At 63.5% G+C, this 15,663-nt stretch carries 11 protein-coding genes and 1 riboswitch; of the genes, 7 read left to right on the top strand and 4 right to left on the bottom strand.

What is annotated here, in order from left to right:
* Positions 1-254: 254 nt before the first annotated feature.
* The 3 genes from HX815_RS14205 to HX815_RS14195 are packed head-to-tail and all read right to left on the bottom strand — an operon-like array spanning position 255 to position 3,450.
* Positions 255-1,175 carry an ABC transporter substrate-binding protein gene (locus HX815_RS14205; protein WP_177028442.1) on the bottom strand — a complete coding sequence of 307 codons (921 nt, stop codon included), beginning with the start codon at positions 1,173-1,175 and terminating at the stop codon, positions 255-257.
* Entirely contained in the window at positions 1,172-1,504 is a 333-nt protein-coding gene (locus HX815_RS14200; protein ID WP_008432571.1) for a ferredoxin, read from the bottom strand. The genes HX815_RS14205 and HX815_RS14200 overlap by 4 nt, the downstream gene beginning before the upstream one ends.
* Positions 1,505-1,515: 11 nt before the next feature.
* A complete protein-coding gene (locus HX815_RS14195; protein WP_177028441.1) occupies positions 1,516-3,450 on the bottom strand; it encodes a TonB-dependent siderophore receptor in 1,935 nt (644 codons plus the stop codon).
* Positions 3,451-3,543: 93 nt separating this feature from the next.
* A riboswitch (cobalamin riboswitch) is annotated at positions 3,544-3,751 on the bottom strand.
* A 101-nt stretch (positions 3,752-3,852) separates the two neighbouring features.
* Here HX815_RS14195 and lexA point away from each other — a divergent pair.
* The 6 genes from lexA to uvrA all read left to right on the top strand — a co-directional run bounded on the left by lexA (position 3,853) and on the right by uvrA (position 14,086).
* The gene (gene lexA / locus HX815_RS14190) at positions 3,853-4,470 is read left to right on the top strand and encodes a transcriptional repressor LexA (protein ID WP_003210482.1); all 618 of its coding nucleotides are present in this window, start codon (positions 3,853-3,855) and stop codon (positions 4,468-4,470) included.
* Positions 4,470-5,081 (top strand): translesion DNA synthesis-associated protein ImuA, encoded by a 612-nt coding sequence (gene imuA, locus HX815_RS14185; protein WP_008432576.1) that lies wholly within the window; start codon positions 4,470-4,472, stop codon positions 5,079-5,081. Before lexA ends, imuA begins: the two co-directional genes overlap by 1 nt.
* 7 nt (positions 5,082-5,088) lie before the next feature.
* Complete coding sequence (locus HX815_RS14180) at positions 5,089-6,504, top strand: DNA polymerase Y family protein (RefSeq protein ID WP_177028440.1); 1,416 nt, start codon at positions 5,089-5,091, stop codon at positions 6,502-6,504.
* Complete coding sequence (locus tag HX815_RS14175) at positions 6,480-9,569, top strand: error-prone DNA polymerase (RefSeq protein ID WP_371135995.1); 3,090 nt, start codon at positions 6,480-6,482, stop codon at positions 9,567-9,569. The genes HX815_RS14180 and HX815_RS14175 overlap by 25 nt, the downstream gene beginning before the upstream one ends.
* A gap of 113 nt (positions 9,570-9,682) precedes the next feature.
* Positions 9,683-11,392, top strand: coding sequence for an ATP-binding protein (locus HX815_RS14170; RefSeq protein ID WP_177028438.1), 1,710 nt, complete (start codon positions 9,683-9,685; stop codon positions 11,390-11,392).
* Positions 11,393-11,557: 165 nt separating this feature from the next.
* Positions 11,558-14,086: an excinuclease ABC subunit UvrA gene (gene uvrA / locus HX815_RS14165; protein WP_177028437.1), complete on the top strand. Its 2,529-nt coding sequence runs from the start codon at positions 11,558-11,560 to the stop codon at positions 14,084-14,086.
* Positions 14,087-14,123: 37 nt separating this feature from the next.
* Here the strand turns inward: uvrA and HX815_RS14160 are convergent, their stop codons facing one another.
* Complete coding sequence (locus HX815_RS14160; protein WP_087694703.1) at positions 14,124-15,071, bottom strand: AraC family transcriptional regulator; 948 nt, start codon at positions 15,069-15,071, stop codon at positions 14,124-14,126.
* Positions 15,072-15,232: 161 nt separating this feature from the next.
* On the opposite strand from HX815_RS14160, the gene HX815_RS14155 reads away from it, so the two are divergent.
* A complete protein-coding gene (locus tag HX815_RS14155) occupies positions 15,233-15,661 on the top strand; it encodes a hypothetical protein (protein WP_003210496.1) in 429 nt (142 codons plus the stop codon).
* The last annotated feature ends 2 nt before the right edge of the window (positions 15,662-15,663 follow it).

Here is a 15,663-nt window from a genome sequence, read left to right as displayed (position 1 = left end):
TGATCGCCCCTTTTTTTCGTCTTGGGGGCCCGGCTTTCCCAGGTGGGATGGTGGTGCGGTCGAGCCGGTAGTCACTGAGGCCGGGATGAGTGATATCTCGGCCACCAAGTGCGAGCTCTATCACCCTGATCTGTCAGGCCAGGAGCTGGAGGCGATTAAAAGTACGAAGCGCTCAGCATTGGAAACCTACAGCGTTTCACAACTTTGGTCGGTGGCATGGACTGAGTAAATTGGTCAGGCGCTTCGCTCGTGAATTATTCAGCCAGTTGTTTGAATTGCCTCGTCAACTCCAACACGACTCGGCCGCTATTCGCGGTGGGCACCAAATGGGTAAAGGGAATATCGATCATCCGGTTCTCCCGCACCGCCCGCAAACGCGACAGCACCGGGTCGGTGGTCAGCAACTGACGTTTGCGGCTGGCCGGTGACCACAGCGCATCCGCCAGCAAAATTACATCCGGATCACTCATCAGCAGGGTTTCGCTGCTCACGGTGACGCGGTATTGGTTGATCCCGGCGAATAAATTGCGCGCACCAGCAGCCGCCACCAACGTGGTGACGAACCCACGCCGGCCTTCGCTGTCCAGCCCGTTGACCTCACTGTCCAGGTAGAACACCGACAGCGGTTTACCTTCGCCCGCCAGTGCCTGGGCACTGGCCAGGTCGGCGTCCATGGCATCGCTCAACGCCCGCGCCCGTTGCTGTTTGTGCACCAGGGCGCCGAGGGTAAACAGGTCGTTGCGAATATGCCCGAAGTAATCCAGCGAGTGCCCGTCGCACGCCGACTCCAGCAAGTACGACCCAACCCCGTTGCCTGCCAACCCTGTGCGGGAGGTGACACCAGTGCCAAAGGCAGTGGCGAATCCACCGACCACCAGATCCGGTTTCTGCGCATAGAGCACTTCGCTGGACGGGTACTTGGGCGCAATCACCGGCACGCCGAAATACTCGCCGTGTCGGTGGGCCACACCGTTGTCATCCAGATACGCCACGCCCACCAAGGCCGGGCCGACATCCAGCGCCAACAGCAGGTCTGCGGCATGCTGGTTGAGTGCCACGATGCGCGAAGGCGGTGAGTGGGCGGCGGTCCAATCCTGGTTGCAGTTGCGAAAGCTGTCGGCCAATACCGATGGCGCGCAGAGCAGGGCGCCCAGCAGCAGCCACGAGGCTTTCATGGGCGCTCCTTGATCAGCAGATCCTCGACGACTTCGCCGCCCACCAGATGCACTTCCACCAGCCGTTGCACATCGTCTTTGTTGTGCACGCCGTACCAGCAAGTGTCCGGGTACACCGTCACGATTGGCCCCAGGTTGCACGGGAACTGGCAGTGGGTGCGTGTCAGCAGCACGCCGCCAGGCTTTTCGATGCAGTCGTGTTGCAGCAGGTGGCGGCGCAGGGTTTTCCACAGTTGCAGCGCGCCACGCTGGGTGCAGCGCGGGCCGGTGCACAGGAACACGTGACGGGCGTGGTCAGGCACGTGGGACCAGTCCGGATGAGTTTCCACGGGCGTACTCATCAGAAGCGATACGTGTAGCGTACTTCGGAGGTGAACGGCCGCCCGAGGTTGTCGACGTTGCTGGCGCGGCTGGTGACGTAATCGCGGTCGAACAGGTTTTCTACCAGCAGGCTCACGCGGTGTTGGTGGGCGTTGTCGAGATAGCGATAGGCGTCGGCATCCACCACGGTGTAGTTACCGTACTCGACCTTTTTCGAGCTGACGATATCGCCGATGTAACGCACGGCGGTACCGACGCCCCACAGGCGGTCCGCCGATTCATAGCCGACCCGCGAGCGGGCGAAGAAGCCCGGGATATCGTTGATGGTGACACCCGCACGGGACTCGGTGAGGTTGCGGGTCATGTCGGCCTGCACGCTCCATTGTTCATTGAGCTGCAGCTTGGCGTCGGCCTCGAAACCACGCATCTGGATCTGCCCCTGGCCGTTGACCCACTGGATATCGTCCAGGGTGATCAGGTCGGTGATCTTGCGTTTGAACAGCGTGACGCTGGCGCTGAAGTCCCGGGCCAGCAGGCTGCCCTTGTAGTCGACGCCCAGTTCGGCGTTGCGGCTCTTCTCCGGCTTGAGGTTGCGGTTGCCTTTTTCATCGTCTTCGTTGACGAACAGTTGCTCGGCATTCGGCAGTTTGTAGGCAGTGCCGTATTGGCCGCGCAGGGCCCAGTTGTCGTTGAGGTCGTAGAGCGAAGTGAGCATGCCGACGGTGGCGCTGTCGCCGCCGCTCATGGCTTCGTGGCGTACGCCGATGCTCGGGTGCCAGTTCGGCAGGGCTTCGATATTCGGGCGCAGTTGGGTGTACAGCGCGTGGGCCTGGGCCTTGTTGTCGTCGATGATCAATACATCGTCCTGGCCCTTGAACCACTGGTTATCGGACCCGAATACCAGCACGTGCTCGCCTGGCAGCACGGCCTTGCCTTCGGCCTGCACGCCCCAGTCGGTGAAGCCCCAGTAGTCGTTGTGGTTGATGGCCCGGGTGCCGCCGCTTTCGATATTGTTGATGCGGGTATAGCGCGTGTCCCAATCGTTGATATGGCCTTTGACGAAGTAGCTCAGGCGCTCGTTGAGGGTTTGCTCGAAGGTCGCCGTAGCGATTTGTTGTACGCGGTCGTTGGTGGTCTTGTGGTTGTCCACCGGGCGGGCGAAATCGAGGTTGGCGTCGGCGTACTGGTAAAACAGCTCAAGGCGCGTGTCATCGCCAAACGACTGGATCGCCTTGGTGCCGAAGGTGGTGACTTCGTAGGAGCGTTTCTTGTCGCTGACGTTTTTCATGTCGCGGTTGCGAAACGGCTGGTAGCCCTCGGAGACGTTGCGGCTGACGTAGGCCAGCAAGCCAAGATCGCCGAAACCGTTGTTGAAGATCTTCTCGACCCGGGCATCGCCGGTGGTGCCGCCGAAGGTGTCTGCGCCCAGGTTCACCTCGCCGGACGCCTCGCGGGTTTGCGGGCTGCGGGTAACGATGTTGATCACCCCCGACACCGCCTGGGTACCGAACAGCAGGCTCTGGCCACCCTTGAGCACTTCGATGCGCTCGATGGCGTTGGCGGGCAGGGTGTCCAGGTACAGGCCGCCGTACAGGCGGTTGTTCAGGCGCACGCCGTCCAGCAGGATCAACGTGTCGTCGTTGCGCCCACCCAGCAGGGAATAAGTGCCGTAGTCGAACGGGCCATTCTTGGGTGCCACGTACAGGCCGGGGATGAACATCTGCATCACGCGCGACACATCGGCGGCGGGGCCGGCGCGTTCGATCTGTTCGCGGGTGACGATCTCGACCTTGCTGCCGTACTGGGCCATGTCGGCCACGGTAGTGGATTCCACCGACGGTGCGGAAATGATCTGCTGCTTGAGCTCAAGGGGAGGGTCGTCGGCCAGCAGCAGGGGGCTGAACAGGCAACCGAGCAACAGGCTGGGCACGGAAGTAGTGTAAGGTCGAATCATAGTCTTCTCGGAAAAGTATCTTTCGCGAAAAGCACGCACGAGTAGGCACCGAGCACACGCCAATACCGGCCCATGCCCGCCCACCGCAGGATTTTGCCAAACAGAATTCCAGGCCGGTCTCCGGGCTCACGCGTATGGACACCTTCACCTTCCCATGGCGCGCAGGCCACAGTGGTGTGTCGAAGGAATCACGCGTCTACCGTTGCGGGGGCAGCACCGGACTGGCTCGAAAAGAGCGGCACCGGTTTCCCGTTTCACCCCATGCACGGCGGCATGAGGCACCTGAAACAGGCCGGCATCTGAACATTCGAAAGACCGTTCGTCAACTTGGCGGGTACTTTTCCGGTGGCTGCATGGGAAGCGACTGACGGATATTGCCAGAAAATTCCCACAGGAGTACAAATGTACTCCATGAAGAATCTAACGCCCCGCCGTACCGCCATCCTGACCTTTATCCGCGACCGTATCGCGCAGCAAGGCCAGTCTCCCAGCCTCGCCGAGATCGCCGAGGCGTTCGGCTTTGCCTCCCGCAGCGTGGCGCGCAAGCATGTGCTGGCGCTGACCGAGGGCGGCTTTATCGAGGTCAACCCGAACCAGGCTCGCGGCATCCGCCTGCTCAATCAACCGGCGCGGCCGGAGCTGCTGGATATTCCGGTGCTCGGCCGGGTGGCCGCCGGTTTGCCCATTGGCGCCGATGCCGAAGTGCACAACCGTCTATTGCTCGACCCGGGCATGTTCGCGAAAACCCCGGATTACCTGCTGCGGGTGCAGGGCGATTCGATGATCGAAGACGGCATCCTCGATGGCGACCTGGTAGGCGTACGCCGCAGTGCCGAGGCCTTGAACGGGCAGATCGTGGTGGCACGCCTGGACGGTGAAGTCACCATCAAACGTTTCGAACACGTGGGCGAGCGTGTGCGCCTGCTGCCGCGCAACCCCGCCTATCAACCCATCGTGGTGCGGCCCGATCAGGACCTGGCCATCGAAGGGGTGTTCTGCGGCCTGGTGAGGCAAGGCTGATGGGCGCCGTCGTTGCACTGGACTCGCTGTTCAATGGCGGCCGGGTCTGGAAAGGCCGGCCCGCCGCGCCGCCGGCCAGCGTCCATCCCACCGGGCTTGCGGCCCTGGATGCGGTGCTGCCCAGCGGTGGCTGGCCGGAAGCGGCGTTGAGCGAAATCCTCATGGCCAAGGAAGGCGTGGGCGAGTTGCAGCTGGTGTGGCCGACCCTGGCACGGTTGGCGGCGGCCGGTGAGCGCATCGTGCTGGTGGCGCCGCCCTACACGCCGTACCCCCACGCCTGGCAAAACGCCGGGGTGGATGTGCGCCAGCTGTCAGTGATCCAGGCCGATGAACGCGATGCCTTGTGGGCAGTGGAGCAATGCCTGCGTTCCGGCAGTTGTGGCGCGGTGCTGTGCTGGCCGCGCAAGGCCGATGACCGCGCCTTGCGCCGCTTGCAGGTGGCGGCGGAAACCGGCCAGACCCTGGCCTTTGCCTGGCGCTCCTTGAACGAGGCCATCAACCCGTCACCGGCCGCGTTGCGCCTGGCGGTTGAGGCGAGCCCGGCGCAGGTGCGGGTGCTCAAGTGCCGGGGTGGCCTGGCCCATCCCGCGCCCATTGCGCTTGGGCACTGAGGTTGGCATGCGCTGGGTGTGTATTGTGTTCCCGCAATTGGCGCTGGACGGGGTGCTGCGTTCGCGCCCCGAACCGGACCAGCCGTTGGCCCTGCTGGCCGGCACGCCGCAGCGGCGGGTGCTGCAAACCGTCAATGACGCCGCGCGCAAACTCGGCCTGCGCCCCGGCCAATCCCTGACGGCGGCCCATGCCTTGACCAAGGCGTTCGCCTGCGCCGAATACGACCCGGCGCAGATCGAATACTGGCAGCAGTTTCTCGCCGCCTGGGCCTACCGTTTCAGCTCCCAGGTCAGCGTGTTCTACCCACGGGCGTTGCTGTTCGAGATCGAGTCGAGCCTGGGCCTGTTCGGGCCCTGGCCGTTGCTCGAAGCACGCTTGCGCAAGGAGCTGACCGAACTGGGGTTTCGTCATCGCATCGTCGCCGCGCCGAACCCGGCGGCGGCGCGGATATTGGCGAATGCCTACGACGGCCTGGCCGTGGCCGATGAGCAATACCTGCAACACGCCCTGGCACCGATCCCCATCGACCGCGCCGGCCTCGACCCGCAAGCCGCCAGCGCATTGTCGCGCATGGGCTTGCGCACCCTGGCCCAGGTGCAGGCGTTGCCTCGGCATACCCTGGCCCGGCGCTTCGACGCTGCGCTGCTCAAGCACCTCGATGCACTGTGCGGCCAACGGCCCCTGGCGCTGGCGTTCTACCAGCCGCCGGACCGGTTTGATGTGCGCATCGAGCTGAATTTTGATGTGTTGTCCCACCAGGCCTTGCTGTTTCCCTTGCGCCGTTTGACTGGCGATCTGTCGGCGTTCCTGTGTGGTCGGGACAGTGGCGTGCAGCGTTTTGACCTGCACCTGGAACACGCGGCCGAGCCCGACAGCGTGATCAAGGTCGGCCTGCTCAGCGCCGAGCGTGACGCGGCGATGCTGTTCGAACTGGCCCGTGGCCGCCTGGAGCAAGTGCAAGTCACCTCGCCGGTGCGCGGCTTTCGCCTGGTGGCCGAGGACCTGCCGGTGTTTGTGCCCCAGCGCCAGGACCTGTTCGACGAGCGCCCGCAACAAACCCTGCCGTGGGAACAACTGCGCGAACGCCTGCGGGCGCGGCTGGGGGACGAAGCGGTGCAAGGCCTGCGCTTTCACGCCGACCACCGCCCCGAATGCGCCTGGCAAGCCGGTGCTGACACTCGCCCGTGCACCCCCTCAAATAACGTGCAACGCCCGGGCTGGTTGCTGCATGAACCGACGCCTCTGGTCGAGCAAGGTCTACACATCCTGATGGGCCCGGAACGCATCGAGTCCGGCTGGTGGGATGGTGCCGATGTGCGCCGCGATTACTACCTGGTGCGCACCCGCGCCGGCCAGCAGGGCTGGGCTTACCGCACCGTGGGCGAAAGCGGCACGCTGTGGCTGCAAGGCTGGTTTGCATGAAGTACGCGGAGCTGCACTGCCTGTCCAACTTCAGTTTCCAGCGGGGCGCCTCCAGTGCCCGCGAGCTGTTTGAACGGGCCAGGCAGCAGGGTTACGAGGCGCTGGCCATCACCGATGAATGCACCTTGTCGGGCATCGTCCGTGCCTGGCAGGCGGCCAAGGAAGTCGGGTTGCCGCTGATTATCGGCAGCGAGATGCGCCTGGAAAACGGCCCCAAGCTGGTGCTGCTGGTGGAGAACCTGGAAGGCTATCAACACCTGTGCCGGCTGATCACCATTGCCCGTCGCCGTGCGGGAAAAGGCCACTACCGCTTGCTGCAGGAAGACTTCACCGCGGTACACGGCTTGCTCGCGTTATGGATGGTCGAAGACACCGACACCCAGGCCCATATCCAATGGCTGTGCAGCACCTTCACCGATCGCCTGTGGCTGGCGGTGGAACTGCATTGCGGCCAGAACGATGCCCGTCACCTTGAGCAACGCCTGAACCTGGCCGCCAGCCTGCACCTGCCGGCGGTGGCCTGCGGCGATGTGCATATGCATGTGCGCGGTCGCCGTGCGTTGCAAGACACCATGACCGCAATCCGTCACCACGTCCCGGTGGCCGAAGCCGGCGCGCGCCTGCATCCCAATGGTGAACGGCACTTGCGCAGCCTCGATGCATTGGCCGCGCTGTACCCGGCGCACTTGCTGGAAGAGTCCCTGAACATTGCCCGGCGTTGCACCTTTGACCTCGGCCAATTGCGCTATCAATACCCCAGGGAGTTGGTACCTGAAGGCCAGGATGCAAAATCCTGGTTACGCAGCTTGACCGAGCAAGGCATCGCCCAGCGTTGGCCGAAAGGGGTCGACGCCAAGACCCTCCAGCAGATCAATAACGAACTGGAACTGATCAGCGACCTCGGCTACGAAAGCTACTTCCTCACCGTACACGACATTGTGCGCTTCGCCCGCAGCCGTTCGATCCTGTGCCAGGGCCGTGGCTCGGCGGCCAACTCGGCGGTGTGTTTTGCCCTGGGCATCACCGAGATCAACCCGAGCCTGATGAACATGTTGTTCGAGCGCTTCCTGTCTCGCGAACGCAACGAGCCGCCGGACATCGACGTGGACTTCGAGCACGAACGCCGTGAGGAAGTGCTGCAATACGTCTTCCAGCGCTACGGGCGCACCCGCGCCGCGTTGACGGCGGTGGTCAGCAGCTACCACGGCGCCGGCGCGGTGCGCGACGTGGCCAAGGCCCTCGGGTTGCCGCCGGATCAGGTCAACGCCCTGGCCGACTGTTGTGGGCGCTGGAGCGACGAAGCACCGCCCCTGGAACGCCTGCGCGAAGGTGGTTTCGACCCCGACAGCCCGGTGCTGCGCCGGGTGCTCACACTCACTCAGCAACTGATCGGCTTCCCCCGGCACCTGTCCCAGCACCCCGGCGGCTTCGTGATTTCCGAACACCCGCTGGACACCCTGGTGCCGGTGGAAAATGCCGCCATGGCCGAGCGCACCATCATCCAGTGGGACAAGGACGACCTCGACGCCGTGGGCCTGCTCAAGGTGGACATCCTCGCGCTGGGCATGCTCAGTGCGATTCGCCGCTGCTTCGACCTGCTGCGCCGCCATCGCAACCGGGACCTGAGCCTGGCTTCGGTGCCCAAGGAAGATGCGGCAACCTACGCGATGATCAGCAAGGCCGACACTATCGGCGTGTTCCAGATTGAGTCGCGGGCGCAGATGTCGATGTTGCCCCGCCTGCGACCGGAAAAATTCTACGACCTGGTCATTGAGGTCGCCATCGTGCGGCCGGGGCCCATCCAGGGTGGCATGGTGCATCCGTACCTGCGGCGGCGGAACAAGGAGGAAGAAACCACCTACCCATCGCCGGAACTCAAGTCCGTACTGGAGCGCACCCTGGGCATCCCGCTGTTCCAGGAACAGGTCATGCAGATCGCCATGGTCGCCGCCGATTACACACCCGGCGAAGCCGACCAACTGCGCCGCTCCATGGCCGCCTGGAAACGCCACGGCGGCCTAGAACCCCATCAGCAACGCCTGCGCACCGGCATGCTGAAAAACGGCTACAGCGAAGCCTTCGCCGCGCAGATCTTCGAGCAGATCAAGGGCTTTGGCAGCTACGGTTTTCCCGAGTCCCACGCCGCCAGTTTCGCCTTGCTGACCTATGCCAGTTGCTGGCTTAAATGCCATGAACCGGCAGCGTTTGCCTGCGCCCTGATCAACAGCTGGCCCATGGGTTTCTACAGCCCCGACCAGATCCTGCAGGACGCCCGTCGCCATCATTTGCAGATCCGCCCGGTGGATGTGCAGGCCAGTGACTGGGATTGCAGCCTTGAGCCGATCGAAGGCCAGCAACCGGCGATTCGCATGGGCTTGCGCATGATCTCCGGGTTTCGCGAAGAGGCCGGCCGGCGTATCGAAGCGGCGCGCCAGGCCCGGGCGTTTTTTGATATTGCCGACTTGGGCGAGCGTGCCCAATTGGACACTCGCGCCCAGGAACTGCTGGCGGATGCCGGTGCCTTGCGCGGCCTGGCCGGGCATCGGCACCGGGCGCGTTGGGAGGTGGCCGGGGTGCAGAAACAACTGGGCCTGTTTGCCGGTATCGCCAGCCCGGAAGAGGCGGTGGTGGAGCTGCCGCAACCGACAGTCGGCGAAGATTTGTATGCCGACTACGCCAGCGTCGGCACCACCCTGGGCCCACACCCGTTGGCGCTGTTGCGCGATGAACTGCGCGCGCGGCGTTGCCGCAGTTCCAGGGAATTGCTGCGGGTTGAACATGGCCGCAACGTCAGCGTCGCCGGCCTGGTCACCGGTCGACAACGCCCGGGCACGGCCAGCGGCGTTACCTTCGTCACCCTGGAAGATGAGTTCGGCAATATCAATGTGGTGGTCTGGCGCGATTTGGCCGAGCGCCAACGCCAGGCGCTGGTGGGCTCGCGGTTGCTCAAGGTGGATGGCCGCTGGGAGGCGGTGGGCGAGGTTCGGCACTTGATCGCCGGGCGCTTGACCGACCTGACCCCGTTGCTGTCGGGCATCAGTGTGCGCAGCCGGGACTTTCGCTGAGTCGGCCCTTGCTCCTTCCTGCCGGCATAAGCAATATGCGATGAAACCAACCGCCACTGCCGGGCTCAAAGTTTTCATCGCCGCCCACCTTTTATCTTTTGCAGAGCCGACCGATGCAGTTTTTATCCAATACCCACGGCTGTGAGGGTTGGGCTGGGGAAATGGCCCAGAGGATTCGTGCTTTCGATTGGTCCACCACCGACCTCGGCCCGATGAGTGCCTGGCCCTCCAGCCTGACCAGCGCCGTGCAGATGATGCTGGCATCGCCCATGCCCATGGTGATGCTGTGGGGGCACGCCGGTTACATGATCTACAACGACAGCTATTCGGTATTTGCCGGCGGTCGCCACCCTTATCTGCTGGGTGCGCCGGTGGAACTGGGCTGGCCGGAAGTCGCCGACTTCAACCGCAATGTGGTCGACACCTGCCTGGCTGGCGGCACCTTGTCCTACCGCAACCTGCCCCTGGAACTGTTGCGCGACGGCCGCCCGGAAGAAGTCTGGATGGACCTGTATTACAGCCCCGTGGCCGGTGACGACCAACGACCGGCCGGGGTCCTGGCGATTGTAGTGGAGACCACCGAACATATGATCTCCGAGCGCCTGCGCCAGGAACTCACCCACAACCTGGAGCAGCGCGTGGCCGCGGAGGTGCAAGCCCGTTCCGCCGCCGAGGAACAGTTGCGCCAATCACAGAAGCTGGAAGCCATTGGCGGCCTGACCGGCGGCGTGGCCCACGACTTCAATAACCTGCTGCAAGTGGTCTCCGGCAACCTGCACCTGCTGGCCCGGCATGAACCGGACAACCCCCAGGTGCAGCGCCGTGTCAGCGCCGCCATCGCGGCAGTGGAACGTGGGGCCAAACTGACCTCGCAACTGCTGGCCTTCGCCCGTCGCCAGCCATTGTCACCGGCGGTGTACAACCCGCTGCGCATCTATGAAGGCCTGGGCGAGTTGCTGCAGCGGGCGCTGGGAGAAACCATCCACATTGATGTGCAGCTGCCCCAGGATCCGTGGTGCATTAACGTCGACCGCAACCAACTGGAAAACGCGCTGCTCAACCTGGCGATCAATGCCCGGGATGCCATGAAAGGCGAGGGGGTGATTCGGATCACCGGCGAAAACATTATCCTCAACCCTCCGGATTGCGCCGGTAAAAGCATCAACCCCGGTGAATACGTGCGCCTGGCCGTCGCCGACAGCGGCGCCGGCATGTCAGCGACGATCCTGGCCCGTGCCTTCGAACCGTTTTTCACCACCAAGCCGAATGGCCACGGTACCGGCCTGGGCCTGAGCATGGTGTTCGGGTTCGTGCGCCAAAGTGGCGGGCATGTTGAGGTCGAGAGCGTGGAGGGCAGCGGCACCGTGGTGCAAATGTATTTCCCGCGCAATTTGGGAGAGCCGGAAAACCACGATGCGCCCGTCGAGCTCACACAACCCACCGGCGGCCATGAGACGATCCTGGTGGTTGAGGACAACGAAGGCGTACGCGCGGCCGCGGTGGAATTGCTCGAACAATCCGGCTACACCGTGCTCACCGCCGAAGACGGCGACCGGGCCATGCTGATGCTCCAGGCCGGCCTGCAACCGGACCTGATCTTCACCGACGTGGTGATGCCGGGCCGGGTCAAAAGCACCGACCTGGCCGAGTGGGCGCGCAGGCAAGTGCCGGCGATAGCGGTGCTGTTTACCTCCGGGCATACCCGCGACATTCTTTCCAGCAACCACCTGCTGGGCAACGACATTCACCTGCTGAGCAAACCCTATGGCCCGGATGACTTGGCGCAACGGGTGCGCTCGGTACTGACCTCCCGAATGATGTGACGAATGAAGATCCAGCCAGCAACACCAAACCACTGTGGGAGCCGGGCTTGCCCGCGATGGCGGAGTGTCAGGCACCCCATCCGGTAACTGGCACACCGTCATCGCGGGCAAGCCCGGCTCCCACAGTTGATCTTCACTGCCTTGAACACACCAATAAGGTTACCCATGACTTCCCAGCGCAACCTGCCACCAGACACCTCACTCACCTCCCAACGCCCTGGCTTCGTGCGGGTGCGGGGTGCCCGGGAACACAACCTGCGCAACGTCGACGTGGACATCCCCCGCGATGCCCTGGTGGTGTTCACCGGCGTGTCAGGCTCCGGCAAGTCCTCGCTGGCATTCTCCACCGTCTACGCCGAAGCCCAGCGCCGCTACTTCGAATCCGTGGCGCCCTACGCCCGCCGCCTGATCGACCAGGTCGGCGTACCGGACGTCGACTCCATCGAAGGCCTGCCGCCCGCCGTGGCCCTGCAACAACAGCGCGGTACACCCAGCACACGTTCATCAGTGGGCAGCGTCACCACCTTGTCCAGCCTGATCCGCATGCTCTACTCCCGCGCCGGCAGTTACCCGGCGGGGCAACCGATGCTGTACGCCGAAGACTTTTCCCCCAACCTGCCCCAGGGCGCCTGCCCGCAATGCCACGGCCTGGGCCGCGTGTACGAAGTGACCGAAGCCCTGATGGTGCCCGATCCTTCCCTAACCATCCGCCAGCGCGCCGTGGCGTCCTGGCCGTTGGCGTGGCAAGGCCAGAACCAGCGCGACATCCTCGTCACCCTGGGTTACGACGTCGACATCCCGTGGCGCGACCTGCCGAAAAAGCAGCGCGACTGGATCCTCTTCACCGAAGAAACCCCCACCGTACCGGTGTACGCCGGCTTCACACCGGCCCAGACCCGCGACGCCCTCAAACGCAAACTCGAGCCCAGCTACCAGGGCACCTTCACCGGCGCCCGCCGCTACATCCTGCACACCTTCACCCACTCCCAAAGCGCCCTGATGAAAAAGCGCGTGTCGCAGTTCATGCAAGGCAGCCCGTGCCCGCTGTGTGAAGGCAAACGCCTGAACAAGGCCGCGCTGTCGGTGAAGTTTGCCGGCGTGGACATTGGCGAACTGTCGCAAATGTCCCTGCTGCAACTCGCCGAACTGCTGCGACCGGTGGCCGAAGGGCAGGGCGATAAAAAGCTCTCCGTGGAAAAACGCCTGGCTGCCCAACGCATCGCCCAGGACCTGCTCGAACGCGTCAGCACCCTGACCGACCTCGGCCTCGGCTACCTGGCCCTGGAACGCAGCACACCAACCCTGTCCTCCGGCGAACTGCAACGCCTGCGCCTGGCCACCCAACTGGGCTCGCAACTGTTCGGCGTGATCTACGTGCTCGACGAACCTTCCGCCGGCCTGCACCCTGCCGATGGCGAAGCCCTGTTCGCCGCCCTCGACCGCCTGAAGGCCGCCGGCAACTCACTGTTCGTGGTGGAACACGACCTGGAAACCATGCGCCGGGCCGACTGGCTGATCGACGTCGGCCCGGCTGCCGGCGAGCACGGCGGCCAGGTCCTGTACAGCGGCCCACCCGCCGGCCTGGCGCAGGTCGAAGCCTCGCAAACCCGCGAATACCTGTTCGCCGAAAAACGCCCGGTCAGCCAACCACCGCGCCAACCCACCGGCTGGCTGAGCCTGGAAGGCGTCACGCGCAACAACCTCAACGACCTCAGCGTGGACTTTCCCCTGGGCTGCTTCACCGCCGTCACCGGTATTTCCGGCTCGGGCAAATCCAGCCTCGTCAGCCAGGCGCTGTTGGAACTGGTAGGCGCAGGCCTGGGCCGCGTGGTGGAAACCGAAGACGAACCCAGCCTCGAAGACGACGCCCCGCAAACCAGCGGCGGCCGTATCAGCGGCGGGCTGGAACACATCCGCCGCCTGGTGCAGGTGGACCAGAAACCCATTGGCCGCACACCGCGCTCCAACCTCGCGACCTACACCGGCCTGTTCGACAATGTACGCAAACTGTTCGCCGCCACACCGGCGGCGAAAAAGCGCCATTTCGACGCCGGGCAATTTTCTTTCAACGTCGCCAAAGGCCGCTGCCCGAACTGCGAAGGCGAGGGGTTTGTCAGCGTTGAATTGCTGTTCATGCCCAGCGTGTATGCGCCATGCCCGACGTGCCACGGGGCGCGGTACAACCCGGAAACGTTAGCGATCAAGTGGGAAGGGCTGACCATCGCCCAGGTGCTGGGGCTGACGGTTGAACAGGCGGTAGAGGTATTTGCCGAAGAGCCGGGTGTGCTGCGCTCGCTGCAAGTGCTGCGGGATATTGGCTTGGGTTATTTGCGCCTTGGCCAGCCGGCGACCGAGTTGTCAGGCGGGGAGGCGCAGCGGATCAAGCTGGCGACCGAGCTGCAACGCAATGCCCGGGGCGCGACCTTGTATGTGCTGGATGAACCGACGACCGGGCTGCATCCGCGGGATGTGGACCGATTGTTGAGCCAGTTGAATCATCTGGTGGAGGCGGGGCACACGGTGATTGTGGTGGAGCATGAAATGCGTGTGGTGGCGCAGAGTGATTGGGTGATTGATATCGGGCCGGGGGCTGGGGACAGAGGCGGGAAGGTGGTGGTGAGCGGGACGCCGCAGAAGGTGGCGAAGAGTAAGGGGAGCCGGACTGCGCCGTTTTTGGGGCGGGAATTGGGATAGCTAATGGCCGGAAGGGGTCTATTCATGGCTTTGCTCTCTAGCGTTCGGCACCTGGCGGGTGACCAAAGTAGGCCTTGTAGGCATGGTTGAAGTTAGCGGGATTGGCATAGCCCAGGCGGTAGGCGATCTGCGCCACCTGCCACTTGCGCTGACGAAGCAGATTGCGCGCAAGCTCCATGCGTTGCTGGCGCACATAATCCAGCATCGACTGGCCGTAGATTTGACTGAACGCCCGGCGCAGCGTGGTTTCCCCCACACCCAGGCTACGGGCCAGCGCTTGAGTGCCGGGAGGGTCGATCAGGTTGGCATCCAGTTGAAACCGCGCTTCATGGGCCAGGTCTGAATGACCGCGTACCGCAGGTATTGGCCTGGCAGGTTGAGGGGCAAGATGGGCTGCCAGCTCCACCAGCGCTGCCAGGCTCAGGCTTTCCTGATTAAGGCGCTCCAAGGCGCCTTGGTAGGGAGAGTGATATATCCGCTCCAGCAAACGCCCCAGTGCCGGGCACCCGTGCAGTCCCGAAAATTGAACGCCGTCATTGAGCAGGCTGAGTAACGGCTGGAGCGCCGAGTCTTCTTCGGCCAGCTCGCGCAAATAATCGCCTGCGATGCGTAGCCCGGCCATGCGCGCATGACTGCCGGCGGGCAGTTGATCGACGGTTTCCATGCTCTCACTCAGGCCCAGCACATGGACTGCGCCCGTGGTGTATTCATTGAGCACACCGTCGACCCGATGCTGCCACTGGCCGCCGAGCACCTGCACGATGCACACACTGTCGGGCAATACCTTGTGGATCTTCAGCGGCTCGGGGAACTGCAAGTCACAGTCGAAATACTGCAGGTCTGGCCGAACGGTCCGTGCGCGGTAGTGGCCGATGGCAGAACCAATAACCTGACGAGCGCTGTCGTCGAATACGCCGGCCTGGTCCAGGGGACCCGGGTGATCGAAGCAGAAGTGTGTGTCGAGATAAGGATTCTGGCGTTTCATCGAGAAGGGTTTGAGTCATGTCCTTATGTGTTCGCGCCATTGTACCCCGTCACTCGTCGTTGTGAACCGCAGTCTCATTGTTGTGCGCAACGGCCTGCACGGTTGGCAGATCGCCGAGGGTGACTTTCAATGGTCGGCCGTGAAATTCAAGGAACCTGAGTATGCTGATTTATCGCAAATGGGCTGCCGTGCTAAGCATGGTACTGGCCGTCATGACGGGCAATACCTTCGCTCAAGATCGCCCGGAAGTCGCAGATAAGGTCGCTGCGTATTCGGGTGAGGCCGGGGTGAAAGTCTGGACACTGCGTATCGGGGCCCGTGACGAAAATCAGGCACTGGTGCAAGTGGAAGGGGCTGACCACGACTGGAACCTGAAAATCCAAAAGATGTCTGTCGAGAAGACCAGCAAGGACACGCGCTATTACACCACGGTAGACGGTCAGAAGTTCGTCGTACTGATTCTGCAAAACGGCTGGGGAGAGCTGTACTTGCCAGGCGAAGCAAAAGCGCTGGCCGTCGCCTATAACGAGGCGCTGGCGAGTCAGGGCAATGCGCAAGCATTTCTCACTGACTATCTCCAGGCGAACTGAGC

The organism is Pseudomonas sp. E6002 (genome assembly GCF_013385565.1).
In the GTDB taxonomy this organism is placed as follows: Bacteria; Pseudomonadota; Gammaproteobacteria; order Pseudomonadales; family Pseudomonadaceae; genus Aquipseudomonas.
Note: the sequence above shows the minus strand (reverse complement) of the source record. Positions and strands in the feature narration are given on the sequence as shown.

Bases quoted from the DNA above. Each gene is read 5' to 3' on its own strand.
- HX815_RS14205 (WP_177028442.1), bottom strand. From the start codon at position 1,175: ATGAAAGCCTCGTGGCTGCTGCTGGGCGCCCTGCTCTGCGCGCCATCG.
- HX815_RS14195 (WP_177028441.1), bottom strand. From the start codon at position 3,450: ATGATTCGACCTTACACTACTTCCGTGCCCAGCCTGTTGCTCGGTTGC.
- lexA (WP_003210482.1), top strand. From the start codon at position 3,853: ATGTACTCCATGAAGAATCTAACGCCCCGCCGTACCGCCATCCTGACC.
- imuA (WP_008432576.1), top strand. From the start codon at position 4,470: ATGGGCGCCGTCGTTGCACTGGACTCGCTGTTCAATGGCGGCCGGGTC.
- HX815_RS14180 (WP_177028440.1), top strand. From the start codon at position 5,089: ATGCGCTGGGTGTGTATTGTGTTCCCGCAATTGGCGCTGGACGGGGTG.
- HX815_RS14170 (WP_177028438.1), top strand. From the start codon at position 9,683: ATGCAGTTTTTATCCAATACCCACGGCTGTGAGGGTTGGGCTGGGGAA.
- uvrA (WP_177028437.1), top strand. From the start codon at position 11,558: ATGACTTCCCAGCGCAACCTGCCACCAGACACCTCACTCACCTCCCAA.
- HX815_RS14160 (WP_087694703.1), bottom strand. From the start codon at position 15,071: ATGAAACGCCAGAATCCTTATCTCGACACACACTTCTGCTTCGATCAC.
- HX815_RS14155 (WP_003210496.1), top strand. From the start codon at position 15,233: ATGCTGATTTATCGCAAATGGGCTGCCGTGCTAAGCATGGTACTGGCC.